The 25,871-nt window shown below is 68.4% G+C and carries 24 protein-coding genes and 1 tRNA gene; 11 read left to right on the top strand and 14 right to left on the bottom strand.

Annotated elements, in window-relative coordinates; all coding sequences use genetic code 11:
• Nucleotides 1-52: 52 nt before the first annotated feature.
• The 5 genes from SH203_RS11005 to SH203_RS10985 all read right to left on the bottom strand — a co-directional run bounded on the left by SH203_RS11005 (nucleotide 53) and on the right by SH203_RS10985 (nucleotide 3,539).
• Nucleotides 53-685, bottom strand: coding sequence for a LysE family translocator (locus SH203_RS11005; protein ID WP_087120973.1), 633 nt, complete (start codon nucleotides 683-685; stop codon nucleotides 53-55).
• Between the two features lie 46 nt (nucleotides 686-731).
• Nucleotides 732-1,334, bottom strand: a complete 603-nt coding sequence (locus tag SH203_RS11000; protein ID WP_087120972.1) for a hypothetical protein — start codon at nucleotides 1,332-1,334, stop codon at nucleotides 732-734.
• An 83-nt stretch (nucleotides 1,335-1,417) separates the two neighbouring features.
• The gene (locus SH203_RS10995; RefSeq protein WP_087120971.1) at nucleotides 1,418-1,885 is read right to left on the bottom strand and encodes a hypothetical protein; all 468 of its coding nucleotides are present in this window, start codon (nucleotides 1,883-1,885) and stop codon (nucleotides 1,418-1,420) included.
• Nucleotides 1,886-1,966: 81 nt separating this feature from the next.
• Complete coding sequence (locus SH203_RS10990) at nucleotides 1,967-2,737, bottom strand: metallophosphoesterase (RefSeq protein WP_087120970.1); 771 nt, start codon at nucleotides 2,735-2,737, stop codon at nucleotides 1,967-1,969.
• Nucleotides 2,738-2,750: 13 nt separating this feature from the next.
• On the bottom strand, nucleotides 2,751-3,539 hold the full coding sequence (locus SH203_RS10985; RefSeq protein ID WP_087120969.1) for a nucleotidyltransferase family protein: 789 nt from the start codon (nucleotides 3,537-3,539) through the stop codon (nucleotides 2,751-2,753).
• Between the two features lie 291 nt (nucleotides 3,540-3,830).
• Between SH203_RS10985 and SH203_RS10980 the strand changes: the two genes are divergently transcribed.
• The gene (locus SH203_RS10980; RefSeq protein ID WP_087120968.1) at nucleotides 3,831-4,880 is read left to right on the top strand and encodes a ribonucleotide-diphosphate reductase subunit beta; all 1,050 of its coding nucleotides are present in this window, start codon (nucleotides 3,831-3,833) and stop codon (nucleotides 4,878-4,880) included.
• 10 nt (nucleotides 4,881-4,890) lie between these two features.
• Here SH203_RS10980 and SH203_RS10975 read toward each other — a convergent pair whose 3' ends face one another.
• Nucleotides 4,891-5,379, bottom strand: a complete 489-nt coding sequence (locus SH203_RS10975; RefSeq protein ID WP_087120967.1) for a hypothetical protein — start codon at nucleotides 5,377-5,379, stop codon at nucleotides 4,891-4,893.
• A 153-nt stretch (nucleotides 5,380-5,532) separates the two neighbouring features.
• Between SH203_RS10975 and SH203_RS10970 the strand changes: the two genes are divergently transcribed.
• A complete protein-coding gene (locus SH203_RS10970) occupies nucleotides 5,533-5,796 on the top strand; it encodes a hypothetical protein (RefSeq protein WP_087120966.1) in 264 nt (87 codons plus the stop codon).
• Nucleotides 5,797-5,809: 13 nt separating this feature from the next.
• On the opposite strand, the gene SH203_RS10965 is transcribed toward SH203_RS10970, so the two are convergent.
• Both SH203_RS10965 and SH203_RS10960 read right to left on the bottom strand, forming a co-directional pair.
• Complete coding sequence (locus SH203_RS10965) at nucleotides 5,810-7,282, bottom strand: sensor histidine kinase (protein WP_087120965.1); 1,473 nt, start codon at nucleotides 7,280-7,282, stop codon at nucleotides 5,810-5,812.
• On the bottom strand, nucleotides 7,279-8,028 hold the full coding sequence (locus SH203_RS10960) for a TVP38/TMEM64 family protein (protein WP_087120964.1): 750 nt from the start codon (nucleotides 8,026-8,028) through the stop codon (nucleotides 7,279-7,281). The genes SH203_RS10965 and SH203_RS10960 overlap by 4 nt, the downstream gene beginning before the upstream one ends.
• A 126-nt stretch (nucleotides 8,029-8,154) precedes the next feature.
• Between SH203_RS10960 and rpmH the strand changes: the two genes are divergently transcribed.
• From rpmH to yihA, 4 genes are read left to right on the top strand one after another with little or no spacing between them, the layout of a single operon-like run.
• Nucleotides 8,155-8,289 (top strand): 50S ribosomal protein L34, encoded by a 135-nt coding sequence (gene rpmH / locus SH203_RS10955; RefSeq protein ID WP_003164000.1) that lies wholly within the window; start codon nucleotides 8,155-8,157, stop codon nucleotides 8,287-8,289.
• 31 nt (nucleotides 8,290-8,320) lie between these two features.
• Complete coding sequence (gene rnpA, locus SH203_RS10950) at nucleotides 8,321-8,725, top strand: ribonuclease P protein component (RefSeq protein ID WP_087120963.1); 405 nt, start codon at nucleotides 8,321-8,323, stop codon at nucleotides 8,723-8,725.
• Complete coding sequence (gene yidC, locus SH203_RS10945) at nucleotides 8,722-10,518, top strand: membrane protein insertase YidC (RefSeq protein WP_087120962.1); 1,797 nt, start codon at nucleotides 8,722-8,724, stop codon at nucleotides 10,516-10,518. The genes rnpA and yidC overlap by 4 nt, the downstream gene beginning before the upstream one ends.
• Nucleotides 10,515-11,168 carry a ribosome biogenesis GTP-binding protein YihA/YsxC gene (yihA, locus tag SH203_RS10940; protein ID WP_087120961.1) on the top strand — a complete coding sequence of 218 codons (654 nt, stop codon included), beginning with the start codon at nucleotides 10,515-10,517 and terminating at the stop codon, nucleotides 11,166-11,168. The genes yidC and yihA overlap by 4 nt, the downstream gene beginning before the upstream one ends.
• Nucleotides 11,169-11,439: 271 nt before the next feature.
• Here the strand turns inward: yihA and SH203_RS10935 are convergent, their stop codons facing one another.
• Nucleotides 11,440-14,301 (bottom strand): pitrilysin family protein, encoded by a 2,862-nt coding sequence (locus tag SH203_RS10935; RefSeq protein WP_087120960.1) that lies wholly within the window; start codon nucleotides 14,299-14,301, stop codon nucleotides 11,440-11,442.
• Nucleotides 14,302-14,506: 205 nt separating this feature from the next.
• On the opposite strand from SH203_RS10935, the gene SH203_RS10930 reads away from it, so the two are divergent.
• Nucleotides 14,507-15,745 (top strand): argininosuccinate synthase, encoded by a 1,239-nt coding sequence (locus SH203_RS10930; RefSeq protein WP_087120959.1) that lies wholly within the window; start codon nucleotides 14,507-14,509, stop codon nucleotides 15,743-15,745.
• On the opposite strand, the gene SH203_RS10925 is transcribed toward SH203_RS10930, so the two are convergent.
• The 4 genes from SH203_RS10925 to SH203_RS10910 all read right to left on the bottom strand — a co-directional run bounded on the left by SH203_RS10925 (nucleotide 15,742) and on the right by SH203_RS10910 (nucleotide 20,101).
• Complete coding sequence (locus tag SH203_RS10925) at nucleotides 15,742-17,031, bottom strand: sorbosone dehydrogenase family protein (protein ID WP_087120958.1); 1,290 nt, start codon at nucleotides 17,029-17,031, stop codon at nucleotides 15,742-15,744. The two genes, SH203_RS10930 and SH203_RS10925, sit on opposite strands and share 4 nt — an antisense overlap.
• A gap of 45 nt (nucleotides 17,032-17,076) precedes the next feature.
• Nucleotides 17,077-17,880, bottom strand: a complete 804-nt coding sequence (locus tag SH203_RS10920) for an ABC transporter ATP-binding protein (protein ID WP_087120957.1) — start codon at nucleotides 17,878-17,880, stop codon at nucleotides 17,077-17,079.
• 47 nt (nucleotides 17,881-17,927) lie between these two features.
• Nucleotides 17,928-19,247: an acetyl-CoA hydrolase/transferase family protein gene (locus SH203_RS10915; protein ID WP_087120956.1), complete on the bottom strand. Its 1,320-nt coding sequence runs from the start codon at nucleotides 19,245-19,247 to the stop codon at nucleotides 17,928-17,930.
• 80 nt (nucleotides 19,248-19,327) lie between these two features.
• Nucleotides 19,328-20,101 carry a phosphatase PAP2 family protein gene (locus SH203_RS10910; protein WP_200808902.1) on the bottom strand — a complete coding sequence of 258 codons (774 nt, stop codon included), beginning with the start codon at nucleotides 20,099-20,101 and terminating at the stop codon, nucleotides 19,328-19,330.
• Nucleotides 20,102-20,374: 273 nt separating this feature from the next.
• Here SH203_RS10910 and SH203_RS10905 point away from each other — a divergent pair, with 273 nt between their 5' ends.
• Both SH203_RS10905 and SH203_RS10900 read left to right on the top strand, forming a co-directional pair.
• Nucleotides 20,375-22,264 carry a ribonucleoside-diphosphate reductase subunit alpha gene (locus SH203_RS10905; protein ID WP_087120955.1) on the top strand — a complete coding sequence of 630 codons (1,890 nt, stop codon included), beginning with the start codon at nucleotides 20,375-20,377 and terminating at the stop codon, nucleotides 22,262-22,264.
• A 173-nt stretch (nucleotides 22,265-22,437) separates the two neighbouring features.
• Nucleotides 22,438-23,298: a lipid A-modifier LpxR family protein gene (locus tag SH203_RS10900; protein WP_234989469.1), complete on the top strand. Its 861-nt coding sequence runs from the start codon at nucleotides 22,438-22,440 to the stop codon at nucleotides 23,296-23,298.
• A 7-nt stretch (nucleotides 23,299-23,305) separates the two neighbouring features.
• On the opposite strand, the gene SH203_RS10895 is transcribed toward SH203_RS10900, so the two are convergent.
• Nucleotides 23,306-25,057 (bottom strand): gamma-glutamyltransferase family protein, encoded by a 1,752-nt coding sequence (locus SH203_RS10895; protein WP_087120954.1) that lies wholly within the window; start codon nucleotides 25,055-25,057, stop codon nucleotides 23,306-23,308.
• Nucleotides 25,058-25,221: 164 nt separating this feature from the next.
• Here SH203_RS10895 and SH203_RS10890 point away from each other — a divergent pair.
• Nucleotides 25,222-25,298 (top strand) — tRNA-Arg (locus SH203_RS10890).
• Nucleotides 25,299-25,427: 129 nt separating this feature from the next.
• Entirely contained in the window at nucleotides 25,428-25,865 is a 438-nt protein-coding gene (locus SH203_RS15785) for a hypothetical protein (RefSeq protein ID WP_234989468.1), read from the top strand.
• Nucleotides 25,866-25,871: the final 6 nt, after the last annotated feature.

The raw sequence follows: 25,871 nt of genomic DNA, 5'->3' as shown, positions 1-25,871 counted from the left end.
GAGCATGAACGGCGGCGTTCGTCCCTCAATCTAGGACGAAGCGGGGCGGCGTCTAGAGCCTTGCGACGATCAGGACCGCCGCCGTCATCAGAAGCCCGCCGACGAAGACGCCGAACCCCTTGCGAAAACGCGGCTGCTGCATCCGCCGCGACAGGGCCGCGCCGGACAGGGCGTAGGCGCTCATCGACATCATATCCATGCCGATGACGGCGACGGCGAACAGGGCCATCTGCGGCGCGACCGGCCGGCTGACGTCCACGAACGGCGGCAGGACGGCGGTGAAGAACAGGATGGCCTTGGGGTTGGCGATCTGGACCGCGAAACCGTCGATCAGGGCGCTGCGGCCCCGGCGAACCACGACATGGTCGGGCTGGGCGGCGGTGGCGAAGGCGCCGCGCAGGGCCTTGATCCCCAGCCAGGCGACATAGAGGGCGCCCAGGACGGCGACGACCTTGAAGGCGGCGGGAAAGGCCTTGACCAGGGCGCCCAGGCCCAGCGCCGCCGCGCCGAACCACACCAGGGTCGCCGCATTCATGCCCAGCACCCCGACCAGGGCCGAGGCGCGACCCTTCTCCACCCCGGTCGCCACGGCGAACAGATTGGCCGGGCCGGGCGTGACGGCCATCACCGCCATGACGCCCAGGAAGGTCGAATAGAGGTGCGGATCGACGGGCAGGGCGGACATGCGACGCGATGTCGCCGCTCCGCCCGCCGCGGTCAAGCCATGGGGGTCAGGCGCCCGGACGCCGGGGCGTTGCGGGCGGGGCCGCAGGCTCGGGCGGCGCCGGGGCCGCCGGCGCTTCCTGGGTGTCGACGGTGACGACATCCGCCGCCTGGTCCAGCGCATACTGGGCGATGAGGCCGTAAGTGACCATCTGCTCGGGATCGGGATTGGACCAGGCGCCGTTCTGCGCGATGCCGGTTCCGACGACGGAGCCGTAATGGGCGCCGTCTTCGATGGCCTGTTTGACCTCGGGGTCGTTCATGGCGTTCGCCACCAGGGCGTCGACGTCGATGTCCTTCAGCGCCTCGGCCGCCATTTCGCCGGCGTGCCTGGTCGTCTCGGCGGTGAAGGCGGCCACGTCGGGGGCGTATTCGCCCCACAGGGCGGCGATCCGGCTGCCGCGCTCCGCCTCGCTCAGACGGGGATCTTCGGACAGGGCCTCGGCGCGCTTGCCGAACTCTTCCATCCGCGCCTCGAAGGCGGTGGAGGCGGCTTCCAAACGGGCCTCGGCGGGGGTGGGCGACGTGTCCTGCGCCAGGGCGGCGGCGGGCGAGGCGAGGGCCAGCACGGCCAGAGGCAGGGCGGCCCCGAGGCCGAGAAGACGGATCATGGGACAGCTCCCTTGGAATGACCCGTGCAAACTCTTCTCTCGACCGCCCCGCCTCAAGTGAAATCGCGGTAAGGCGCCGTCGCCTACTGCGGCTGGGCCGGGGCGGGCGCGGCGGCGGCCTGTTCCACCTTGGACCGCACCATGGCCGGGATGGATTTGATCTGGGTCGCGGCGACGGCCATCTGGTCGGCCGGGGCGCCCTGGGCGACCGCGAAGGTCTCAAGCTCGGTGGCGAAGGTGTCGGCCTGACCCTGATAGCGGGCCTGCAGGGCGTCCAGATCGGTCTTGGCCTTGGCCTTGTCGGCCTGGGCGCCGGCGGTCTGCATTTCGGAGGCCATGGTCTCCATCGCCGTCTGGAACGCCTCGGCCTTGGCTTCGAACGCCTTTTCCTCGGGGGTTTCGGCGCGGGACTGGGCCGGCGCCGGCTGGGCGGCCGGTGCGGCCGGGGCCGGGGCCGCCGGGGTCTGGGTCGCCGGGGTCTGGGCGACGGCCAGGGCGGGTCCGCTCAGGACCAGGGCCGCCGCGACGGCGGTGCAGGACAGAAGACGCATGGGGGAAACTCCGGGTGGGGCCGCCTTGGGCCGCAGGGGGCCTGACGTCAGGCCCGGACCCCTCACCCTGAACCATAAGGTTCAGATTTCAAAGACCCTATAGGGCGTGTCGCCCAGGGTTTTCAGCACCGGCAGGGCGACATTATAGACCGGGACGCCCCGGTTGGTCCGCCCTTCCGGCCCGCCGCGATGGGCGTGGCCGTGGACCACCAGGCTGACGTTGTCGTAGCGGTCGATGGTCTCCGCCAGACGCGACGAGCCCAGGAAGGCGTGAATCTCGGGCGGCTCGCCCGTCACCGTCTCGACCACCGGCGCATAGTGCAGCAGCACCACCGAGCGTTCTGTGCGCAGCTTTCGGATCGAGTTTTCGAGCAGATTGGCGTCCTCGACCGCCTCCTGCACGAACCGCTTGATCGAGGCCTCGCCGAACGAGGAGAGCATATAGCGGCCGAAGCCGCCGACGAATCCCTTGCCGCCGGCGAAGCCCACGCCGTCGATCTCATAGGCCTCGCCGTTCAGCATCCTGACCCCCGCGTCGGTCAGCATACGCTCGACCTCCTGCGGCTGGCCGCACTCATGTTCGTGATTGCCGAGGACGCCGACCATGGGGATGGTGCAGAGCTTCAGGTCCTCCAGCAGCCGCTCCACCTCCGGCGTCTTGCCGTAGTTGGTCAGGTCGCCGCACAGGCACAGGACGTTGGCGTCATCCGACACCCGTTCGAACAGGTCTCGATAGGGGCGTTCGCTGGTCTCGCCGACATGCAGATCGCCGACGGCGGCGACGCGCATCTTGCGCGCAGGGCCGGGCTCAAGGCCGGGCTGGGGCGTCTGGGGGGCGGTGGCGTCTGTCATGCGGCCGGTCCTTTCAGTGGCCCAGGTTGACGGGATCGTGGCGTTCCTCCAGCCCCTTGCCGACCACGTCGCCAAAGCCCCATTCGGCGACGTCGGCGACATAGTCTCGCGGGCTGAACAGCCGGCCACGACACACCCTCACGCGCGGCGCCGGCAGGTCGACCTGGGCCGTCAGGCGGGCGACCAGCTCTTCCATCAGCCAGCGCGGAATCCGGTCTCGTTCGGTCGGATAGGCGAAGCGGAAGTTCAGCAGATGCGCCGCCAGCACCTCCCAATACAGGTCCATCTGGTCCAGCAGGCTCTTCCAGTCGATGGCGTCGGACTGTTTCAGGATGACGTGGTTCACGTCCGCGCCGTCATAGCGATAGCGGTCCTGGATGAAGACCTTGGACAGGATCAGGGCCGTGGGCGGGGTGATCTGCACCTGATGGCCATAGACGGTGATCCGGTCCTCGCCGAACCAGCTGTCGGACACGGCGATCGTGCCGTTGGACATGGCGAAGATCACGTCGAAGAAATGGGTCTCGTCCTTCCAGACCTTGGCGATCCACCGCTCGTCCTCGACATCGGTGCGATAGCCGTGCTTCTGGAAGAAGGCCAGGATGCGGGGGTAGTCGCCGGGCTTGCAGAAGACGTCCAGATCCTTGGTCGGGCGGCGGATGCCGGTATAGGCCGTGACCGCATAGGTGCCTGACAGCAGGAAGGGGATGCCGCTCTCCTTCAGCAGGCGCAGGCTTTCCTCGTAGAAGGCCAGGGCGTCGGCGGGCGGTTCGAACGTCGGTTCGGCGATCACGTCGGACATCGGCTGCACCCTCCTGGCGAAGGCAGGGGAACGACGACCCCCGGTCCCGGTTCCGGCCCATTCCCTGTGGCGACGACATCGGGATCGCCCGGCCCTTGCGCGTCAGGGCGGCGTCCGATCGGGCCGCCCGAATTTCGTCCCCAGCCTCCTCCCCAGGAATCTCGCGCCAAATCCACTAGATGTAGCGGGTAGGACAATTTCGACCGCAAAATAGAGCGATTTCGGCTTGGCGCCGGGGGCGGGCGGACGCATGGTGAATGCGTCTTTGGAATCGCTCTCAGGTCCAGTTCGATGAACGCTCCCGCCTCGATCATCCTCCCGGAACGCGCCGGTCTTCTGACCCCGTCCGTCGCCTACAAGCCCTTCCGCTATCCGTGGGCGTTCGACATGTGGAAGAAGCAGCAGCAGGTCCACTGGATGCCCGAAGAGGTGCCCCTGGGCGAGGACGTCAAGGACTGGGCCTCGACGCTGAACGACGGCGAACGCAATCTGCTGACCCAGATCTTCCGCTTCTTCACCCAGGCGGACATCGAGGTTCAGGACAACTACATGGAACGCTACGGCCGGGTGTTCAAACCGACCGAGGTGAAGATGATGCTGGCCGCCTTCGCCAATATGGAGACGATCCATATCGCGGCCTACGCCCTGCTGCTCGAAACCATCGGCATGCCCGAAAGCGAGTTCGGCGCCTTCATGGAATACGAGGCCATGCGGGACAAGCACGACTATATGGGTCAGTTCGGGGTCGATTCAGACGCCGACATCTGCCGGACCCTGGCCATGTTCGGCGGCTTCTCCGAAGGGGTTCAGCTGTTCGCCTCCTTCGCCATGCTGATGAACTTCCCGCGCCAGAACAAGATGAAGGGCATGGGCCAGATCGTGTCCTGGTCGGTGCGTGACGAGAGCCTGCACTGCGAGGGCATCATCAAACTGTACCACGCCTTCAACAAGGAGACGGGCGCAGTGACCCCCTCGGTGGCCGACGACATCGTCGACTGCTGCAAGACGGTGGTGAACATGGAGGACAAGTTCATCGACCTGGCCTTCGAAATGGGTTCGGTCCAGGGCATGACCCCCGAGGACATCAAACAGTACATCCGCTTCATCGCCGACTGGCGCCTGCGCCAGCTGAAGCTGCCGGAAGTCTATGGCGTGAAGGAAAACCCCCTGCCGTGGCTGCAGTCGCTGCTGTCGGGCGTCGAACACGCCAACTTCTTCGAGGCCCGCGCCACCGAATATTCCAAGGCGGCGACGCAAGGAAACTGGCACGGCGCCGACGGCGTCTGGACCGAGTTCGACCGCATGATGGCCCGTCGCGACATGAGCCTGGTCGCGGGCTGACGCTCAGGCCCTAGCGCGCCGGTCCGACCGGCGTGCCGCAGGCCGAACGCACGCCCGACTGGCACAGACGCACCTGTTCGCGCCAGGCGGCGTAGTCGCGGTCGTACTGCTCCTGGGCCGCGCGGGTGGCCTCGGCGGCGGCGCGCGCCTGTTCCTCGGCCTGACGGACGGCGATGTCGCGACGGGCCACGGCGGCGTCGTATTCCAGCCGCGCCTCGGCTTCGGTCTTGTCGGCCAGGGCGTTCCGGGCCGCGATCTCGTCGTTCAGGGCGCGGGTGGCGCGCAGCTCCTCTTCGGTCTGTTTGTCGTCGCCCGCGCGGTGATAGGCCTCGCCGCGCGCCTTCAGCAGGGCCTCGCGATCCGCCGGATCGGGCAGGGGGCGCTGGTCGCGATAGGCGTCCGGGCCGACATAGGGCTGGGTCTGAGACGCTGTCTGGGCCAATGCGGGCGACGCCGCGACGGCCAGGGCCAGAACCATCAGCGAAGGGCGAAGGGTCATCGATCGTCTCCGTATAGAAGGGCCATTGCTCCCGGCAGCTTGGCCATATCTCGTCCGATGGGACAACGCCGCACGCATGAAAAGGTGGCGCGTCCCCCCGCTTCGCGGCATGGTCCCGCCAGAGCCTTCCCGACCTTCGATCAGAGACGACGCATGATCCTCAGCACCTCGTCCGGCGACTTCCCCATTCCCGCCGAAGTCGCGCGCCTGCTGCCCAATGTGCCGGCCCTGCCGGATACGTCGGCGGCCGATGCGCGGTTGCAGATCGAGGATTTCCGTCACTGGCTGGACGCCTCGCCCGAACACGCCATCGACTATGAGCGGCTGCGGCGCTGGCATCTGGTGCAGGACGAACTGGCCGCCCAGGCCAAGGCCGAGAACCGCGCCTTCGTCGTGTCAGACGACGGACTGGAATAGGCGCCGACCGCCTTCAGGACGGCAGGCGCAGCTCGAAGACCGCGCCGGCCCCCTCCGCTTCGACCAGCCGCAGATCGCCGCCGTGCAGGGCCGCCAGCTCGCGCGAGATGGTCAGGCCCAGGCCGGTCCCGTCCGAGGTCTTGGAGCTGACGAAGGGTTCGAACAGGCGTTCGGCCAGACGCGGCGGAATGCCCGGCCCGTCGTCGGCGATGCGGATCACGCAGAAGCCGTCGTCGCCGAAGGCGCTGACGGTGATGGCGCCTCGGCCGCGCCGCTCCGGCGGGCGACCGGGGTCGGCCTCGATGGCCTGACGGGCGTTGCGCATCAGATTGACCAGGATGCGATACAGCTGGTCCGGGTCCGCCTCGACCGCGAACCGGGCGGGCAGCTGTTTGACCAGTCGCACGCCCTCGGGGTCCAGTCCGGCGTCCTCGGCCGCCAGGGTCAGGGCCTTGGTCAGGACGACGCGGGTCTTCTGCGGCACCGGCTCCTCGCTCTTGCCGTATTCCAGCACGTTGCGCGACAGGCTGGCGGCGCGGCTCAGGGCCCGTTCCAGACGCGGCAGGGCCTTGGCCACCTGGGGGTCGGCGGACGACGCCAGCCGATCCGACGCCATCTGGGCCGAGGTCAGCATATTGCGCAGGTCGTGGTTGATCTTGGCCACCGCCTCGCCCAGCGCCACCAGACGCGCGCGCGAACGCAGGGAGTGGCGCACCTCCTCCTGCATCCGGCTCAGCTCGCGCTCGACCCGGCCGATCTCGTCGTGCCGGTCCGACGGCGTCTCGGCCTCGCTTTCGGGATCGGCGGCGAACCGCTCCATCGAACGGGTCACGCGCCGCAGCGGGCGCAGCACCAGAAGCGCCAGACCGCCGTAGAGCAGCGCCCCGGCCGTCGCCGAGACCAGCAGCGACACCAGAAGGCTGTTCAGCAGAAAGGCCTTCAGCTCCAGCTTCAGCGGCTGGGCCGGGGTGACGATCTCGATGAAGTCGCCCGAGCGATAGCGCGGCTTGGCCTGGACCCGGAGCGAACGGTCGGGGTGGCCGAACAGGGTGCGCCACGGGTCGGTCAGCCGCGCCCAGCTGTCCTGCTGGCGCAGGTCGATCAGTTCGGGCGCGCGGGGCAGGTTGGGGGCCTGCAGCAGCAGGCGCCGCACCCCCTGTTCGGTCAGGGCCACGGCCTGGACCCCGCCGATCCGCATCAGCTCGGCCGCCGTGTCGTCCTCCACCGCGCTATAGGGCAGGGCCTCGACCCCGACCGAGGCCAGTTCGGCGGCCTGCAGCCGGTCGCGCAGCCAGCGTTCGTGGAAAGCCGCCAGGTTCGGCCCCATGATCAGGGCCTCGACCGCCAGGGTGAAGGCGACCGTCAGCAGCAGCAGCCGCGCCGACAGCCCGTCCGGCGCGCGGGGCGTCAGCCGCTCGCGCCAGGTCGCCGCCTGTTCGGGCGACAGGTTCAGCCGCGCGGCGATCCGGTCGAACAGGGCGCTCATGCCGGCTTCTCCGCGATCCGCCGCGCGCGGATCATCTGGAAAAGCTTGATGCCGATGGGCAGCAACAGCGACAGGAAGACCACCCCCATCAGCGGCCAGAAGAACTGATGCAGCAACAGCGGCAGGTCCGGCCGCACCCCCGCCCGCAACAGATCGCCCAGCTGCGATCCGATCCAGGTGTAGATGAAGGTGGACGGCAACAGGCCGATGAAGGTGGCGATGACGTAGGGCCTCAGCGGCACCGCCATCATCCCCGCCGTGGCGTTGACCAGGACGAAGGGGACGCTGGGGATCACGCGCAGGGTGAACAGTGTGGTGAAGGCGTTGCGGTCGATTCCCTTGGCCAGCCGGTCCATGAAGCCGGCGTCGGCCTCGAACTTGGCGCGCAGCCACGAACCGATCGAGGTGCGATAGACATAATAGATGACGACCGACCCTATGGTGGCCCCCGTCGACTGGGCCAGGGCGCCGACATAGGGGCCGAACATCATCCCGCCCAGCAGGGTCAGGAAGACGGGCCCCGGAATGGTCGAGGCGGTGGCCAGGGCATAGACGGCGACGAAGGCCACGAGCGCGATCCACCAGTGGTCCTGGGCATAGGCCTGAAGGTTCAGCCCGTGTTCGCGGATCAGGTCCATCGACAGATAGCGGTTCCAGCCCAGGGCGAAGAAGGCGACCACCAGGCCGGCGATGGCCGCGAGCGGCGCCAGCCGCAGGGCCCACTCCTTCGCCGTTCGTTTCGCCATAGGTCCGTCATTCCCGAATTGCCGACCGAGCGTTGACTCGCGCGATCATGCGACTTATACGCCCGCCCTTCCTGCGGCGGACGCCTCTTGCCCCGTCGCCCAACCTTTTAACGTCAGGAGCCGACCGTGAAGCGGACCTATCAGCCGTCGCGACTCGTGCGCAAGCGCCGTCACGGCTTCCGCAGCCGGATGGCCACCAAGAACGGCCAGAAGATCGTTGCGCGCCGTCGCGCCAAGGGCCGCAAGCGCCTGACGGCGTAAGCGGCTTATCGCGTCCCGGTCTTTCGGACGCATGAGCGACCCTTTACAGATCAAGCGTCTGTTGCGGCGGCCCCAGTTCCTGGCGGCCGCCAAAGGCGTTTCCGAGGCGCGCGGCGCCGTGGTGATCCAGCGGCTGGAACGCGGCGACGGTTCGCCGCACATCGGCCTGGGCTTCACCGCCACGAAAAAGATCGGCGGCGCCGTGGTCCGCAACCGCGCCAAGCGCCGTCTGCGCGAGGCTGCGCGGGCCATGCTGGCCCATCACGGCGTGCCCGGCAGCGACTATGTCTTCATCGCCCGCATGGGCACGACGGAGCGCGCGTGGGACCGTTTGCTTGACGACGTGAAATCCACCCTTACAAGGCTGGCGACACCCAAGGCCGACCGGCCTTCGCCCGCCCGCGCCCCCTCCGGCCAGGACCGCCAGATTCCATGAAAAACGAGAACACGCGCAACACGATCATCTTCATCGTGTGCTCGGCCCTGATCATGGGGATCTATTATTTCGCCGTCCTGCGCCCGCAGGCCGAGCGGCGGGCCATGCAGCAGGCGGCCCACGCCGAACAGTCGCAGACGGCCGAGAACGCCGCCCGCACGGCGATGAGCCCGCAGGGACCGACCTTCGTCACCGACCGCAGCCAGGCGTTGAGCAGCGCCGCGCGGGTGCCGATCCAGTCGGGCACGCTGAAGGGGTCGCTGTCGCTGCAGGGCGGGCGCATCGACGACCTGTTCCTGACCGACTATCGCGAGGTTCAGGACAAGCCCCAGCCGGTGGAGCTGTTCCGCCCGCAGGGGATGCAGAACGCCTATTTCGCCCAGTTCGGCTGGACCGGCCCGAACGTGGCCGGCGGCGTGCCGGGACCGAACACGGTGTGGCGCCTGACCAACGGCTCGACCCTGACCCCGACCACGCCGATCACCCTGACCTGGGACAATGGACAGGGCCTGCGCTTCACCCGGGTCATGTCGGTGGACGACAAATACGTCTTCTCGATCCAGGACACGGTCCAGAACCTGGGGACGCAGCCCATCACCATCGCCCCCTACGGCAGCGTCCAGCGCCAGGGCGTGCCGCCCGCGGCCGGTTCGTCCCACATCGTCCACGAGGGCGCCATCGGCACCTTCGGCAAGCCGGGCGACTACCGGACCGAGCAGAAGAAGTACAAGGACTGGCTGAAGGAGCCGCGCATCGAGAACGCCTCGACCGGCGGCTGGCTGGGCATCACCGACAAATACTGGCTGGCGGCCCTGCTGCCCCAGCAGAACGAGGCGGTCGAGACCGAATTCCGCGTGCGCGGCGAGGGCGCGGCCCAGCAGCTGGAAGCCAATCTCCTGGGCACGACCCGCACGGTCCAGCCGGGCGCAACCGCGACCGAGACCCAGCGCCTGTTCGCCGGGGTCAAGCGGGCCGAGGTGCTGAAATCCTATGAGCAGAGCCTGAACCTGCCGCGCTTCGTCTATGCGATCGACTGGGGCATGTTCTGGTTCCTGACGCGGCCGATCTTCTGGATTCTGGAAAATGTCTATGGGCTGGTCGGCAGCTTCGGCGTGGCCATCCTGGCGCTGACCGTCATCGTCAAACTGGTCATGTTCCCGCTGGCCAACAACGCCTACGCCTCGATGTCCAAGATGCGGAACCTCCAGCCCAAGATGGAGGAGATCAAGAAGAAGTTCAAAGACGACCCGCAGAAGCAGCAGCAGGAAACCATGGCGCTGTATCAGCGGGAGAAGATCAATCCGGTCGCCGGCTGTCTTCCGCTGGTGCTGCAGATTCCGGTCTTCTACGCCCTGTACAAGGTGCTGACAGTCACCATCGAAATGCGCCACCAGCCGTTCCTGGGCTTCATCCACGACCTGTCGGCGCGCGATCCGTCGTCGATCTGGAACCTGTTCGGCCTGATCCCGTGGGACCCGGCGGCGGCGCCGCTGATCGGCGGCCTGCTGGCCGGTCCGCTGCACCTGGGCCTCCTGGCCATCGCCTACGGCCTGACCATGTGGCTGCAGACGGCGATGAACCCGCCGGCGGCCGATCCGGTCCAGCGTCAGATTTTCCAGTTCATGCCGCTGATCTTCACCTTCATCATGGCGCCGTTCGCGGCGGGCCTTTTGATCTACTGGGCCTGGTCCAACGTCCTGACCATCCTGCAGCAGTACGTCATCATGCACCGCTACAAGGCCGAGAACCCCATCGACGCCTTCTTCGCCCGCTTCAAGAAATCGCCGGCGTGATCGAAGAGACCGAGTTCACGCCCGAGGACATCGAGGCCGCGCGCATCCTGTTCGCGCGGCCCGCGACCTTCGTCATGGGCGCGGCCAAGATCGAGCAGCTGCCCGATCCCGACCTGCCCGAAATCGCCTTCGCCGGTCGCTCCAACGTGGGCAAGTCCAGCCTGATCAACGGGCTGGTGGGGATGCACAAGCTGGCCCGCGCGTCGAACGAGCCGGGCCGCACGCGCGAGGTCAACTTCTTCGATCTGGACGGCCGGATGCGTCTGGTCGACCTGCCCGGCTATGGCTGGGCCAAGGCGTCCAAGACCACGGTCAAGAAGTTCCAGGACCTTGGCCGCGACTATCTGCGCGGGCGGGTGACGTTGAAGCGGGTCTATCTGCTGATTGACAGCCGCCACGGGCTGAAGAACGTGGACGCCGAGGCGCTGGACGCCCTGGACATGGCCGCCGTCAGCTATCAGATCGTCCTGACCAAGGCCGACAAGCTGAAGAAGGGCGAGGGCGAGAAGGTGCAGGAGGCCACGCTGAAGGCCATCTCCAAACGCCCCGCCGCCTTTCCCGTGGTCGCACTGACCTCGTCGGAAAAGGGTCTGGGCCTGCCCGAACTGCGCGCCGAGATCATGCGCACGACCGACGCGACGCTGGACTGAACCCTTCCGCCGTCATGGCGTGACCAGCCGCCTGCGGCGGCAAGATGTCTTTCATCACAACGGGCACGGCGATCGCACGACGCACACGACGGGCGTCTGGTTTCGTCGTGCCCGCCGTGCATCCGTTGTGATCGTCGTGATGAACCCGGCCACAGCCAAAGCCCGCTGACGCGGGAAACGCTGAATCGGTCGCCGCCGCCTGACGCCATAGACAAATGAAAAGGCCCGGAGATCGCGCTCCGGGCCTTCGTCGTTTCCGGCTGTCCGCGCCCTATTGTGCGGCGGGCGCGGCCGAGCGGACCTCGACCGGGATGCCAAGGGCGTCCAGCTGCGGCTTGACCACCGAGGCGTCGCCGACCACCACCCAGACGAAGCGGGACGGGTCGATGGCGGCCTTGGCGGCGGCGTCCAGTTGGGCGGCCGTCAGGGCGTTGGTGCGCGCCGCGACCGTCTCGGGATAGTCGTCGGGACGACCCAGGAGGGCGTTCTGGCGCATGGCCCCCAGCACGGCCGACGAGGTCTCGTAGCTGCCCGCCAGACGGCGCGTATTGCCGTTGATCGTGCGTTGCAGCTCCTCGGGCGTCACGCCCTTGCCGCCCGACAGGAAGTCGTTGAACTGCTGGTTCAGGGCTTCGATGGCCGGGCCGGTCTTGTCGGCCTGGACCGGGGCGGTGACCAGATAGGGCACGCGACCGGCGAACGAATTGACCGAGGCGTTGACGCCGTAGGACCAGCTCTTGGTCTCGCGCAGGTCCGAGTTGATGCGCGAGAGGAAGTCGTTGCCCAGCACATTGTTGGCCGCGTTCAGCACCAACAGATCGTCCGTGCCCGAAACGCCCAGAACCTCGCCGCCCATGATGTAGGACTGGGGCGATTGCGGACGGTCGATCAGCACGATCTTGGGCGTTGCGGCCGGGATGGGGGCCGAGAAGTCCTTGACCGGCTTGGCCGCTGCAGGCGGCACCCACTGGCCGAAGGCGGCGTCCAGAATCGGGGTGATCTCGGCCAGCGGCTTGTCCGAGACGACGAACAGCTTGGCGTTGTCGGGGCGAATCCACTTGGCGTGATCGGCGCGGATGTCGGCGTCGGTGATCGCCTTGACGCTGGCCTCGTCGCCCGCGCCGCTGAACGGACGGCCGTAGGGGCTGGCCGTTCCATAGATCAGTTCCGGCAGGGCGCGGCTGGCCAGGGCGGCCGGCTGGGTGCGTTCGGCGGCGATGCGCGACAGGCGGCTGGCGCGCAGCCGCTCCAGCTCCGCCGGGGCGAAGGTCGGGCGTCGCACCACATCGGCCATCAGCGCCACCGACGGCTGAAGGTTCGGCGTCAGGGCCGACAGCTGGATCACCGAACTGTCCATCGTGGCGCCGGTGGTGATGGTGGCGCCCAGGGCTTCCTGCGCCTCGGCCAGCTGCGTGGCGTTCCGGCCGCCGGCGCCCTCGTCCATCAGGTCCAGCATCAGGGTCTGCAGGCCCAGTTTGGAGCGGTCGTCGGCCGCCAGACCCGCGTCGAAGTCGAGCGCGATCCGGGTCGTCGGCGTGGCGTCGCGACGGGCGTAGATCACCTCCATCCCGTTCGACAGGCGGGTGCGCTCGACGGCCGGGAAGTCGACGTTGGCGACCTGGCCGATCTCGGGCCGGGCCATGCGCGTCTTGCGCTGGATCTCCGGCGCCGGCGTGTGGTTCGCGCCCGACGGGGCGGCCGCCGCCTCCTGATAGGCCTCGCGCTCGCCCGGCAGGGTCGTCAGCGTATAGGCCGGACGGGTCAGCCACTTCTGCATGGCGGCCTTGACCTGGGCCGGCGTGACGGCGGCGTAGGCGGCCAGCTGCTTCTTGTAGAAGTCGGGATCGCCGGCATAGAGCTGGCCCTCGGCCAGCGCCGTGGCCTTGCCGCCGAAGCCGCCGACCTGTTCCAGGCCCTGGATGCGGCGCGACGCATATTGGGTGACGACGCGGTCGATCTCGTCCTGGGTCGGGCCGTCGGCGATCAGGCCGTTCAGGATTTCACGCATCCGCGCCTCGACGGCGGCCGGGTCTTCGCCCGGCTTGACCATGGCGCTCATCTCGAAGATGCCGACGCGATGGAAGGCGCTGTTGCCGGCGCTGACCGAAACGGCCGTCTGCTCGCCGCGCACCAGTTCGTTGTCCAGGCGCGACGACGCCAGGCCGCCCAGGACCGAGGCGGCGACGCTGAGCGGCACGGAGTCCGCGTCCAGCATTCCCGGCACGGCCCAGCTGACCTCGACCTGGGCGTTGGACACGCGGTCGCGGGTGGTTTCGTTCAGCGGCGCGGCCAGGGTCGGCACGGGCGCCTGGGCCGGATTGTTGACGGGACCGCGCGCGATGGGGCCGAAATATTTGTCGGTCAGCTCACGCGCCCTGGCGGGCGTGATGTCGCCGGCCAGCACCAACACGGCGTTGTTCGGGCCGTAGTTGGAGGTGAACCAGTCGCGCACCGTCTGCATGGACGCGGCGTCCAGATCGGCCATCGAGCCGATGGTCGAGTGGCGATAGGGGTGGCCTTCGGGGAACAGGGCCTCCAGCTGCTTGTACTGGTTCAGGCCATAGGGCTGGTTGTCGCCCTGACGCTTCTCGTTCTGGACGACACCGCGTTGCAGATCCAGCGTCTGCTGGCTGATGGCGCCCAGCATATAGCCCATCCGGTCGCTTTCCATGAACAGGGCCTGTTCAAGCGCGGGGACCGGCACGGTCTCGAAATAGTTGGTGCGGTCGAAATAGGTGGTCCCGTTCATGTCGGTCGCGCCCATGTTTCGCATCGGCGTGAAATAGCTGCCGGGCGCATTTTCCGAGCCGCCGAACATCAGGTGTTCGAACAGGTGGGCGAAGCCGGTCTTACCCGCCGGCTCGTCCTTGGAGCCGACGTTGTACCAGACCGAAACGGCGACGACCGGGGCCTTGTGGTCCTCGTGGACCAGCACGGTCAGGCCGTTGTCCAGGGTGAACTTCGTGTAGGGAATATCCACGGCGGCGAGCAGGTCGGCGACCGGCGCGGCGCGGGGCGCAGCCGGAGCTGTCGGGGCGGTTTGGGCGGCGGGCGTGGGCGCGACGGAGGCCCAGACGGGGGTGGACGCCGCCAGAAGGGCGGCGGCGGCGACGAAAGAGCCGGTGCGGCGCATGGATCATCCTCGGATTGCAGGTGCCGGGACCATAACGCGGGTCAATCGGCTGGCAACGCGACGGAATGAAACATGACCAAAGCTTCATCTTGAGCGGCGAACGGCCAAGCCGCGCGCGAGCTTAAGGGTTGCATCGCCGGACCCCCGGTCTTATGCGCGCGTCAACTCCCCGACCGTCGCGCCACTTGTTTTCGAAAGAGCCGCCATGTCCGCCCCCGCCGACAAGCCCGTCAAGAAAGTCGTCCTCGCCTATTCCGGCGGCCTGGACACCTCGATCATCCTGAAGTGGCTGCAAACCGAATATAACGCCGAGGTCGTGACCTTCACCGCCGACCTGGGCCAGGGCGAGGAGCTTGGCCCGGCGCGCGAGAAGGCGCTGAAGCTGGGCATCAAGCCCGAAAACATCTTCATCGACGACCTGCGCGAAGAGTTCGTGCGCGACTTCGTCTTCCCCATGTTCCGCGCCAATGCGCAGTACGAGGGCGACTATCTGCTGGGCACCTCCATCGCCCGCCCGCTGATCTCCAAGCGCCAGATCGAGATCGCGCGTCAGGTCGGGGCCGACGCCGTCTGTCACGGCGCGACCGGCAAGGGCAACGATCAGGTCCGGTTCGAACTGGGCTATTATGCGCTGGAGCCCGACATCCGCGTCATCGCCCCCTGGCGCGAGTGGGCGTTCCGCAGCCGCGAGGCGCTGCTGGACTTCGCCGAGAAGAACCAGATCCCGATTTCCAAGGACAAGCGTGGCGAGGCGCCGTTCAGCGTCGACGCCAACCTTCTGCACTCTTCCTCCGAGGGCAAGGTGCTGGAAGATCCGGCGGTCGGGGCCCCCGAGTTCGTCCACCAGCGCACCATCAGCCCCGAAGACGCGCCGGACGTGGCGACGGTCATCGAGATCGGCTTCGAAAAGGGCGACCCCGTCTCGATCAACGGCGAGGCCATGTCGCCCGCCACGCTCCTGACCGCCCTGAACCAGTACGGCCACGACAACGGGATCGGCCGTCTGGACCTGGTCGAGAACCGCTTCGTCGGCATGAAGTCGCGCGGCGTCTATGAGACCCCCGGCGGGACCATCCTGATCGCGGCCCACCGCGGCATCGAAAGCATCACCCTGGACGGCGGCTCCATGCACCTGAAGGACCAGCTGATGCCGAAATACGCCGAGCTGATCTACAACGGCTTCTGGTTCTCGCCCGAGCGCGAGATGCTGCAGGCCGCCATCGACAAGTCGCAGGAAAAGGTCTCCGGCGCGGTCAAGGTCAAGCTGTACAAGGGCAATGTCTCGGTCGTCGGCCGCGAAAGCCCCAACAGCCTGTACGATCAGGACCTCGTCACCTTCGAGGAAGGCGTCCAGGCCTACGACCACAAGGACGCCGCCGGCTTTATCAAGCTGAACGCGCTTCGCCTGCGCGTCCTGGCCAAGCGCGAGGCGCGCGAGGGCTAATCCGTCGGCCGGGCGATCCTCAGGATCGCCCGGCTGCGGTCGTCCGTGACCCAGATCGCGCCGTCGGCGGCGACGGCCATCACCACCGGCGATCCGCTCGGCTGGCGGCCCGCGACCGCATCCCAGCCGGGCGTCAACACCTTGCCGCGCACGCTGGGCGCGCCTGTCGGATAGGGCGCCGAACCGCGTGGATACAGGGCGTAGCGGCCGCCGACGTCGGTCAGGGGGCGTCCCCGGTCGTCCGTCTCGGCCGCCACGATCCGTCCGCCCGTGCGGCGATAGCCGTGCCAGCTCATCAGCAGCCGGCCGCGCAGTTCCGGGAACATCGTCCCCTCGTAATAGATCAGGTCCAGCGGCGCGGCGTGCGGCGGCAGCAGCGCCACGGGCCGGACGCGCTGTCCGCACCGCGCCTGGACCGCGCTCCAGCCCGGCAGGGGCGTGGCCAGATCGACGCAATAGGGCCAGCCGTAATCGCCGCCCCGGCGCAGGACGTTGATCTCGTCATAGGGATGGTCGGGCGTGGTCAGATCGACCGAATTCTCGCCCTGCAGGATCGTGCCCGACGGATGCCGAACCAGGGCGATGGAGTTCCGAAGGCCCGAGGCGAAGACCGTGCTGTCTTCGGCCCAGCGGCCGTTCCCCAGATAGGCGTGACGCCGCACCTGGGCCGTCTCGGCGCTGTCGACGCAGGCGCCCGAGGCCGTCGTCTGCGGTCGGCCCCTGGCGTCCACGCAGCGGTCGCTGGGCGCGCCGACATTGACCAGCAGAGCGCCGTCGCCGTCGAAGACGAAGCTGGACAGCGGGTGGCGATTGTCGTGCAGCCGGTTGTCGGGCAGGCCGCCGATCACCGTCCGCACCGTCGCCGCCGGATCGGCCGCGTCGGGGTCCAGCGTCAGGATGCGGTTCATCTCGGACACATAGACGCGCCCGTCCGGCCCGCGCGCCACGGTGTGGGGCATGGACAGGCCCTGGGCCAGCCTGCGCCAGCGCGCCGAGCCGTCCGGGGCGAACGACAGCCGCCAGACCGAGCCCCGTCCCGCCTGCCAGCCGCCCAGGTCCGTGACCAGCCAGTCGCCGCCCGATAGCGCCAACAGGCCGCGCGGCATTCGCGGCCCGTCCGCCCCTTGGCCCTGCCACACCAATCCCAGACAATAGCCGGGCGCCATCCGCACCGTCGTCATCGGCCGCCCGCCGCACAGGCCTTGCGTCGCATAGGCCCGCTGGGCCGCGTTAGCGCCGACGGGCGCAGCGATCAGGGCCAGGATCAGGAGAAGAGGGCGCAGCATCAGGGGTCCAGCTTCTTCCTTTCCCCATCCTGCGGCAAGCCGGCCTCAGTCCAGATGCGCCCAGAACCAGTCGCCGCGCCGCTCGACCGTGACGGGCAGGCCGAACAAGTCGCTGAGGACCGGGCGGGTCAGGAGGGCGTCCTTGGTCCCGTCCGCCAGCACCCGACCCTCGCGCAGCAGGACCAGATGGTCGATCTCGGGCAGGATTTCCTCGATGTGATGGGTGATCAGCACCAGGGTCATGCCCGACCGCGCCACGTCGCGCAGCGCCTCCAGAAACTGCCGCCGCGTCGCCGGGTCCAGTCCGCCGCAGGGTTCGTCCAGCAGCAGGGCGCGGGGCTTGTGGACCAGGGCGCGGGCGATCAGCACCCGACGCGCCTCGCCGGTCGACAGGGTGGCCATCCTGCGTCCGATCAGATGGGCCACGCCCATCCGCTCCAGCGCCTCGCGGCTGGCGCGGCGCATCGCCTCCGTCACCCTGTGGTTCCACACCCCGCGCGCGGCGAAGAAGCCGGACACGACCGCGTCGAACACCTCCAGCCCCTCGTCGCTGGTGAAGTCGGACTGGACGGCGGGCGACACCACGCCCAGCAGGCGGCGCAGTTCGAACACGTCCCAGTGGGCGCGGCCCAGGATGCGGACCTCGCCCGGGCCGCCGTCGCCCTCTGCGCCGACGGTCGGATAGATCTGGCGGGTGATCAGCTGGACCAGGGTGGACTTGCCCGATCCGTTGCGGCCCAGGATGGCGGTGTGGCGCCCCTCGGGCAGGGTCAGGCTGACGCTGTTCAACAGGGCGCGGTCGCCGCGCGCGACGCTGACGCGGTCGATCGACAGAAGGGGCGGGGTCATGGGCGAAAGCCTAGCCGTGAGCCGCACGAGACGGAACCCGTGCGGCGTCAGATCAGGCCCTGGTCGCGGGCCTCGCGCCTCAGGCCCTCGCGGAACTCGGGCGCGGCCAGGGCGATCAGGGCCATCGCCCGTTCGCTGGTCGATTTTCCCTTCAGGTCGGTCCAGCCGTGTTCGGTGACGACGATGTGGGTGTCGTTGCGCGGCGTCGTCACCGGCCCGTCCAGCCGCGCCACGATGCGCGAGGCCGTCCCCTTCGCCGCCGTGGAATGGCAGGCGATGATCGACTTGCCGCCCTCCGATCCATAGGCTCCGCGCACGAAGTCCAGCTGGCCGCCCGAGGCCGTGAACTGGCGTCCGTTCAGATATTCCGAACAGCAGGCGCCGCTCAGATCGACCTGGAGCGTGGCGTTGACCGAGATCATCTTCGCATTGCGGGCGATCACCGCCGGATCGTTCACATAGGAGACCGGATGGGCCTCCAGCCCGCGATTGCCGTCCAGGAAGTCGTAGGTGTTCTGGTCCCCCATCGAAAAGGCGAAGACGCCGACGCCGGGATGCAGGGTCTTGCGGGAATGATCGGCCGCCCCCGCCTGCATCAGCTCGACCAGGCCGGGCGTCAGCATCTCGGTATGGACGCCTATGTGGCGGTGGTCCTTCAGAGCGTCGCAGACGGCGTTGGGCAGGGCTCCGATGCCCATCTGAAGCGTCGAGCCGTCCTCGACCAGATCGGCGATGGTCCGGCCGATGATCCGATCCGCCGGCTGGGGCTGGGCCCTAGGCACGACCAGAAGCGGGGCGGCGTGTTCGACGACGGCCGCGACCCGCGACACATGGACGGCGCAGTCGCCGAACACGCGCGGCATGTGCGGATTGACCTCGACGATCACCGTGCGCGCCGTCTCGGACACCGGCTTGGCGTAGTCGGTGTTGGTCCCGAACGAGAAGAAGCCGTCCTCATCCATCGGCGACACGGTGCAGATCAGCGTATCCACCCCGACCTCGCGGCACAGCAGGCGCGGCGACTGCTGGAAGCCGGTGGGGATGAACTGGACCGGATTGGGCCGGCCCGCGTCGCGCGCCCTCTGCTCCAGCCCGCGTTCGATGGCCGTATGGAACAGGCTCCACGGTCGGATGCGCCCCATCAGTTCGTCGCGCAGCACCGTCTGGCCGGCGATGGCGGTGCTGAGCAGATAGTAGAGGTTGACGTCCTCGACCTCGCCGCGCTCGGCCCGGTCGGCCAGGGCCTTGAGCAGGGCCGGCGGCTGGGACGCGCCCAGGCCCATGGCGACCTTGGCTCCCGAGGCGATCAGGGCGGCGGCCTGGTCGGGGGTCTTCAGCCGTTCGGCATAGAGGCTGGCGGCGTCCATGGCGTCTCTCCGTCTTGCGCCCCTCTCGCGATCCCGGGGCGTCCAGGCCCACTATCCTCTCCCGAAAGCGGCGCGCGCTGCTAGACTTTCGTCGCGGCCTGCGTTCGTTCCTGCGTCTCGTGGTCCTGCAGCGCGGCGTGGCGACCCTTCTGCATCCGGGCGACGCCATAGGCGACCAGCCACAGCGCCATGGCCCAGGCCGCGCCCACCGCCCATCCGGCCAGCACGTCCGAGGCCCAGTGCGCGCCCAGATAGATGCGCGTCAGTCCGACCAGCAGGGCCATCAGCATCCCCACCCCCAGGACGAAGACCTTGAACCGGCGCCGGGGAAAGGCGCGGGTCAGCATGACGGCGACGGACAGATAGAAGACGGTGGACAGAAGCGCGTGGCCCGAGGGGAAGCTGGCGTTGATCGTCTCCACCGCCTGCATGGCGACGGGCGGGCGTTCGCGCTCGAACACCGCCTTCAACCCCTCGCTCAGCGCCACCCCGCCCGCCAGGCCCAGCACCAGCAGCAGCGACGACAACCATTTCTTCTGGCTCAGCAGGAAGACGATCACGATCAGGGCGAACAGGCCCAGCACCGAGATGCCGCCCAAGGAGGTGATGTCGGCCGCCGCCTCCTTCAGCCACCACGGCCCCCACGGCCGCCCAGGATCGTCGGCGTAGGGCCGCATCAGGGCCAGGACGTGCTGGTCGAAGGCCTGGCCGTCCGCCTCGGTCATGTCGTCGGCGATCTCGATGAAGCTCAGCACCCCGCCGGCCATGACCAGCAGGGCGGTCAGGGCCGCGATCTCGGTGCGGGCGACGGTCAGGACACGTCTCAAAACGACGCGAATATCGGCGAGTGTCATGGGCAGCCGAACGGCCAAGCTGGACGGATGTTCCGATCACGCGGTCGTGATCGCGGTGCGTGCGGACGGCGCCGGGGACGCGATGGCTTGCTTTGGGGCTTTTCCCCAGCCGGGAACGACTTGTCCGACCGATTCGCCCACAAAGCCTCCGTCAAGCCCGTTGACGGGTTATTAGGCATGTGCGCCCTATATGTGGGCTCGGGGAGCGCAGAGGCCACTAGATGATGTGGTCGCGGCGCGGGCGGCTCAAACGATTTTTTGTTCAGGACGCGGATGACCATGGCTGGCGGCGAGGCATTGAAGACGACGGAATTCCAAGGCGTTGCGGGAACGCCGACGCCTGAACGCCCCCATCTGACCGTGGTGAAATCGGTCCAGGTGGACCGGTCGCGCGACGATCTGCTGACCGATTTCGGCAAGAAGACGCTGGAAGACCGCTATCTGCTGCCGGGCGAAAGCTATCAGGACATGTTCGCCCGCGTCTCGACCGCCTTCTCGGACGACGCCGAACACGCCCAGCGCCTGTACGACTACATGAGCCGCCTGTGGTTCATGCCCGCCACCCCGGTCCTGTCGAACGGCGGCGCGGATCGCGGCCTGCCCATCTCCTGCTTCCTGAACGCGGTGGGCGACAGCCTGGACGGCATCCAGAACGTCTGGAACGAGAACGTGGCCCTCGCCTCGAACGGCGGCGGCATCGGCACCTATTGGGGCGGCGTCCGCTCCATCGGCGAGAAGGTCAAGGGCGCGGGCAAGACCTCGGGCATCATCCCCTTCATCCGCGTGATGGACAGTCTGACCCTGGCGATTTCGCAAGGCTCGCTGCGTCGCGGTTCGGCCGCCGTCTATCTGGACATCCACCACCCGGAGATCGAGGAGTTCCTGGAGATCCGCAAACCCTCGGGCGACTTCAACCGCAAGTCCCTGAACCTGCATCACGGCATCAACGTCACCGACGAATTCATGGAGGCGGTCAAGGTCGGCGGAACCTTCGACCTGAAGTCGCCCAAGGACGGCGCGGTCATGAAGACCGTCGACGCCCGCTCGCTGTGGACCAAGCTGCTCGACATCCGCATGCAGACGGGCGAGCCCTATCTGATCTTCTCGGACACGGTGAACCGCCAGATGGCGCCGCACCAGCGCGACCTGGGCCTGAAGGTCAAACAGTCGAACCTGTGCGCCGAGATCATGCTGCACACCGGCCGCGACCACCTGGGCGTGGACCGCACCGCCGTCTGCTGCCTGTCGTCGGTCAACGCCGAGACCTTCCTGGAATGGCGCGAGGAGCCGCGCTTCGTCGAGGACCTGATGCGGTTCCTGGACAATGTGCTGGAGGACTTCATCCGCCGCGCCCCGCCCGCCATGGCCGCCGCCGTCTATTCGGCCAAGCGCGAGCGTTCGGTGGGTCTGGGCCTGATGGGCTTCCACTCCTTCCTGCAGGGGCAGGGCGTGGCCTTCGAAAGCGCCATGGCCAAGTCGTGGAACATGCGCCTGTTCAAACACCTGCGCCGCGAGGCCGACAAGGCCAGCCGCACCCTGGCCGAAGAGAAGGGCCCCTGCCTCGACGCCGAGGAGCGCGGCGTGATGGAGCGGTTCAGCCACAAGCTGGCCATCGCCCCCACCGCCTCCATCTCGATCATCTGCGGCGGCACCTCGGCCGGCATCGAGCCGATCCCGGCCAACATCTACACCCACAAGACCCTGTCGGGCTCGTTCGCGGTCAAGAACCCCTATCTGGAGCGGCTGCTCGACGAAAAGGGCATCAACACCGAGGCCGTCTGGAACTCGATTCTTGAGAACGAAGGCTCGGTCCAGCATCTTGATGCCCTGAACGAGGACGAGAAGGGCGTGTTCAAGACCGCCTTCGAACTGGACCAGCGCTGGGTGGTCGAACTGGCCGCCGACCGCGCGCCGGAAATCTGCCAGGCCCAATCGCTGAACCTGTTCATCCCCGGCGACGTCAACAAATGGGACCTGCACATGCTGCACTGGTCGGCGTGGGAGCGCGGCGTGAAGTCGCTGTACTATCTGCGCTCCAAGTCGGTTCAGCGCGCGGCCTTCGCCGGCGCCGAGGACAAGCCCGAGGCCGAGATCGATCCGAACCAGCCCGATCTCTTCTCCATGCCCAAGACCGACTACGACGAGTGCCTGGCCTGTCAGTAAGGCCGCCGCCCGACCGTCTGGAAAAGGCCCTGCGATCGCAGGGCCTTTTTTCGTTCTGGAACCCATCGCCGCGCACCGCCGTTTGAAAAACGACAAAACCGTGTCGAAACTCCGTTGGACTCCTGCGTCTCTTGGTTGCAGGGTGATCGCCAGCGGATCGGTGGGGAGACCGAATGCGTTCCAGGGCGATGATGATGGGGGCTTGCGGCGTCCTGGCTTCGGTCGGGATGGGCGCCGACATCGCCTGCGCCCAGACCTGGGCGCCCAACGCCTTCGACACGCCCGCCGACAACGCCGTCGCCCGCCTGACCGACCAGACCCGATTCCGCGTCGCGCCCGACGCCCGGTTCGGCGGGGACATCGAACTGCCGCCCGCCTTCCAGCACGAGGATCGTTCGGGGCTGGAGGCGACCAATCGCCGCGACGTCTGGATCGACCGCGCCGCCTTCTCCGACCGCGTCACGCTGGAGACCGCCGGACGCCTGCGCCGCGCCGACGGCTCGCCCCTGCCGGTCACGCCCGTCGACCGGGCGGAACTGTCCCCCGACGCCTACGACCTGCGTTACGTGCGCGGTTTCCGGGGCGCCCACGGCCGCACCGCCTCGGGCCTTGAGGTCAGCCTGACGCCCCATGCGGGGCTGGGCGTCGGCAGCGACGGCCGCTCGGCCGAGGCCGGCGTCACCCTAAAGATCGGCGAGGGGCTGGAGCGTCTGGCCCCCAACGGCGCCGAACGCTTCGGCGAGCGCCCGCGCTGGTATGTGTACGCCGCCGGTTCGGGTCGGGCCGTCGGCTATAATTTCGCCCGCACCCGCGACGGCGACTACGCCAGGTCCGGCTACACCCAGGACAAGGGCGCCTTCCTCGGCGACGCCTCGATCGGCGTGGCCTATCGCAAGGGCGACATGCAGACCTCGATCGGCGTCGTCTATCGCGAGATCGACGCCGGCAAGGGGCTTCGCGGCATGAACGGCCTGGACACCGACGTCAGCGAGGGGCTGCTGGCCTTCCAGCTGTCGATCCGCCCCAGCCGCTGAAGCCGCCTCAGCGGACCTCCGAGATCGCCACGCCCTCGCGACGCGGATCGGCCCCGGCATCCCACCGTCCATCGCGCCAGATCGCGCCGTGCAGGCCGGACGTCTCGGTCGCGTTCGGCCGCAACGGCATCCCCGCCGCGCCCAGAGCGTCGCGGATCTGCGGCGTCATCATCTGGGTGTCGGCCCCGACCATCTCGCCCCGCACCACCAGATTGGGCAGGGCGATGGCGTCCTGCATCGACAGGTTCCACTCCAGAGTCCCGACCAGGGCCTTGGCCACATAGGCCAGGATGCTGGACCCGCCGGGCGAGCCGATGGCCCCGACCAGCCGCCCCTGACGATCCAGGATCAGCACCGGGGTCATCGACGACCGGGGCCGCTTGCCCGCCGCCACCGCATTGGCCGCCGGATGGCCGTCCTCGGTCGGGGTGAAGGAAAAGTCCGTGAGCTGGTTGTTCAGGAAGAAGCCGTCCACCATCCGCCCATTGCCGAACAGGCTCTCGACCGTGGTGGTCATGCTGACCGCATCGCCCCAGGCGTCCACGACGACGAAGTGGGAGGTGCCGCCCGGCTCGGCCGTCCGGTCCGCGCCGCGCGGGGGCGATCCCGTCGGGGCGCCGGCCTCGACCGGCCCGTTGACCTGCGGCGCCAGGGCCGCGCGTCGGGCCATATAGTCGGGGTCCAGCAGGCCCGCGATGGGCACGCCGACGAAGTCGTTGTCGCCGACATAGCGATCGCGATCCGCATACATCAGCCGCTGCAGACGCCCGAACGCCACCCAGGCCTCCGGGCTCTGCGCGCCCTTGTCCAGATCGGGCGTCTTCTCCGCCATCCCCAGAAACTGCAGCAGGGCCAGGCCGCTGGACGGCGGCGGCGGCACGCAGATCACATAGGCCTGATAGGGCCGGCACAGGGCGTCGCGGCGCAAGGGACGATAGCCGGCGATGTCCGCCTCGCTCAGCCCGCCCGGACGCGGCCCCTCCTGCACCGCCGCCGCGATCCGGCGACCGATGGGCCCGCCGTACAGGACGCCCGGCCCCTGCGCCGCCAGCTGCGCCACCGTCTCGGCATAGGCGGGGTTCTTCAGCGTGTCTCCGGCCTGATAGCGCCGTCCGTCGGGCCGGGTGAAATAGGCCGTCGCCCAGCGGGTCCGCGCCTGGGGACCGCCGCCGTTGATCATGCCGGCCAGACGCGGGCTGACCGTGAAACCGTCACGGGCCAGGCGTTCGGCGTCCCCGAACAGGTCGCGCCAGGCCAGCTTGCCGTGATCCTTCTGCGCCATGGCCAGCATGGCCACCGCCCCCGGCGCCCCGGTCGAGCGGCCCGACAGCACCGCATCGACGAAGGGCAGGGGCTTGCCGTCTTCGTAGAACAGCTCCGGCGTGGCCGACGCCGGCGCCGTCTCGCGCCCGTCATAGGCCGTCACCGCGCCGGTCTGGGCGTCATAGGCCATCAGGAAGGCGCCGCCGCCCAGACCCGACGACTGCGGCTCGACCAGCCCCAGCACCGCCTGTATGGCCACCGCCGCATCCACCGCCGACCCGCCGCGCCGCAGCACCGCCATCCCCGCCTCGGCCGCCAAGGGATTGGCCGCCGCCACGAACGGCCCCCGCGCCGCGCCGCGGCTCGCCTGAACGCCCTCCGCCCCGGCCCCGACCACGGGCGCCGCCGCGACCGGGCCGCCAGCCGTCGCCGTCTGGCACCCGGCCAGAACCACGGGAATGAGCAGGGCGGCCAATCGATGGCGAAGCGGGCGCATGGGGGTATCCAGGACGAGACGAAAGGGATCGAACGCACAGGCGTCGCCCCACGCCTAGGCGGTCCTCGCCCCCGCGCCAACCATTCGATGCGCAGAAACTGCATTCCCCCGCTTGCGTCCGGCCGATCCACCCGCTAAAGACCCGCCCTCGCCGCAAGGCAGCCGCACCCGTAGCTCAGCTGGATAGAGCATCAGACTACGAATCTGAGGGTCGGGCGTTCGAATCGCTCCGGGTGCGCCACTTCCGTTCAAAACTGAGAACTCCGCCTAAGGCGGCGTAACTCCCACCATCGCTGGACGCCAAGGCTCGCAGAAGCTCGGTTCGTGAGCCGATGATGCGTGCTTCGGTCTTGCTGATGACCTCCACCCGTTGCGTCAGCGCGCGCAGGTGATCCCGCCGATAGCCGCTGGTGCGATCCCGCAGCTTGCGCCGTGCGGCGGTGGCGAACCGCGCCAAGGCGTCCGGCGTAATCGTCGGCGCCAAGCGATCCACGGACGCACTGATCCGCTCCGCGTCCGCCCTGGCCTGATCGCGGGTGCCGGAAAGTTCGGCGACCCGATCTTTCAGCGAAGCGTCATCCGGCGCCAGCAGACCGTTCTCGATAGCCTCAAAGAGCCGATTGAGCTTGGCCTCGGCTTCCGTGGCACGTTTGCGCATCTCCGCAATGTGGCCGCGTCGCTGCTCGGCCCATTCCTCCCGACGATCCAGAAGCTGTTCCATCAGGGCCGAGAGGCGGTCCAGATCGAGCAGTCGGGTTTCGAGATGGTCGATGATCGCGTCGTCGAGCTTGTGCATGGGGACAGCTAGGCCGGT

Origin of the sequence: Brevundimonas sp. SH203 (assembly GCF_002157625.1) — a bacterium.
Lineage (GTDB): Bacteria > Pseudomonadota > Alphaproteobacteria > Caulobacterales > Caulobacteraceae > Brevundimonas.
Note: the sequence above shows the minus strand (reverse complement) of the source record. Positions and strands in the feature narration are given on the sequence as shown.

Excerpts from the sequence above, each read along its gene's own strand:
- SH203_RS10925 (WP_087120958.1), bottom strand. The coding sequence starts at position 17,031 with ATGCTGCGCCCTCTTCTCCTGATCCTGGCCCTGATCGCTGCGCCCGTC.
- SH203_RS10995 (WP_087120971.1), bottom strand. The coding sequence starts at position 1,885 with ATGCGTCTTCTGTCCTGCACCGCCGTCGCGGCGGCCCTGGTCCTGAGC.
- SH203_RS10935 (WP_087120960.1), bottom strand. The coding sequence starts at position 14,301 with ATGCGCCGCACCGGCTCTTTCGTCGCCGCCGCCGCCCTTCTGGCGGCG.
- SH203_RS10980 (WP_087120968.1), top strand. The coding sequence starts at position 3,831 with ATGAACGCTCCCGCCTCGATCATCCTCCCGGAACGCGCCGGTCTTCTG.
- SH203_RS10905 (WP_087120955.1), top strand. The coding sequence starts at position 20,375 with ATGACCATGGCTGGCGGCGAGGCATTGAAGACGACGGAATTCCAAGGC.
- SH203_RS10920 (WP_087120957.1), bottom strand. The coding sequence starts at position 17,880 with ATGACCCCGCCCCTTCTGTCGATCGACCGCGTCAGCGTCGCGCGCGGC.
- SH203_RS10900 (WP_234989469.1), top strand. The coding sequence starts at position 22,438 with ATGCGTTCCAGGGCGATGATGATGGGGGCTTGCGGCGTCCTGGCTTCG.
- SH203_RS10960 (WP_087120964.1), bottom strand. The coding sequence starts at position 8,028 with ATGGCGAAACGAACGGCGAAGGAGTGGGCCCTGCGGCTGGCGCCGCTC.
- SH203_RS10895 (WP_087120954.1), bottom strand. The coding sequence starts at position 25,057 with ATGCGCCCGCTTCGCCATCGATTGGCCGCCCTGCTCATTCCCGTGGTT.
- rnpA (WP_087120963.1), top strand. The coding sequence starts at position 8,321 with ATGAGCGACCCTTTACAGATCAAGCGTCTGTTGCGGCGGCCCCAGTTC.
- SH203_RS10930 (WP_087120959.1), top strand. The coding sequence starts at position 14,507 with ATGTCCGCCCCCGCCGACAAGCCCGTCAAGAAAGTCGTCCTCGCCTAT.
- SH203_RS10910 (WP_200808902.1), bottom strand. The coding sequence starts at position 20,101 with ATGACACTCGCCGATATTCGCGTCGTTTTGAGACGTGTCCTGACCGTC.
- yidC (WP_087120962.1), top strand. The coding sequence starts at position 8,722 with ATGAAAAACGAGAACACGCGCAACACGATCATCTTCATCGTGTGCTCG.
- SH203_RS11000 (WP_087120972.1), bottom strand. The coding sequence starts at position 1,334 with ATGATCCGTCTTCTCGGCCTCGGGGCCGCCCTGCCTCTGGCCGTGCTG.
- SH203_RS10965 (WP_087120965.1), bottom strand. The coding sequence starts at position 7,282 with ATGAGCGCCCTGTTCGACCGGATCGCCGCGCGGCTGAACCTGTCGCCC.
- SH203_RS10990 (WP_087120970.1), bottom strand. The coding sequence starts at position 2,737 with ATGACAGACGCCACCGCCCCCCAGACGCCCCAGCCCGGCCTTGAGCCC.
- SH203_RS11005 (WP_087120973.1), bottom strand. The coding sequence starts at position 685 with ATGTCCGCCCTGCCCGTCGATCCGCACCTCTATTCGACCTTCCTGGGC.
- SH203_RS10970 (WP_087120966.1), top strand. The coding sequence starts at position 5,533 with ATGATCCTCAGCACCTCGTCCGGCGACTTCCCCATTCCCGCCGAAGTC.
- SH203_RS10975 (WP_087120967.1), bottom strand. The coding sequence starts at position 5,379 with ATGACCCTTCGCCCTTCGCTGATGGTTCTGGCCCTGGCCGTCGCGGCG.
- SH203_RS10985 (WP_087120969.1), bottom strand. The coding sequence starts at position 3,539 with ATGTCCGACGTGATCGCCGAACCGACGTTCGAACCGCCCGCCGACGCC.
- SH203_RS10915 (WP_087120956.1), bottom strand. The coding sequence starts at position 19,247 with ATGGACGCCGCCAGCCTCTATGCCGAACGGCTGAAGACCCCCGACCAG.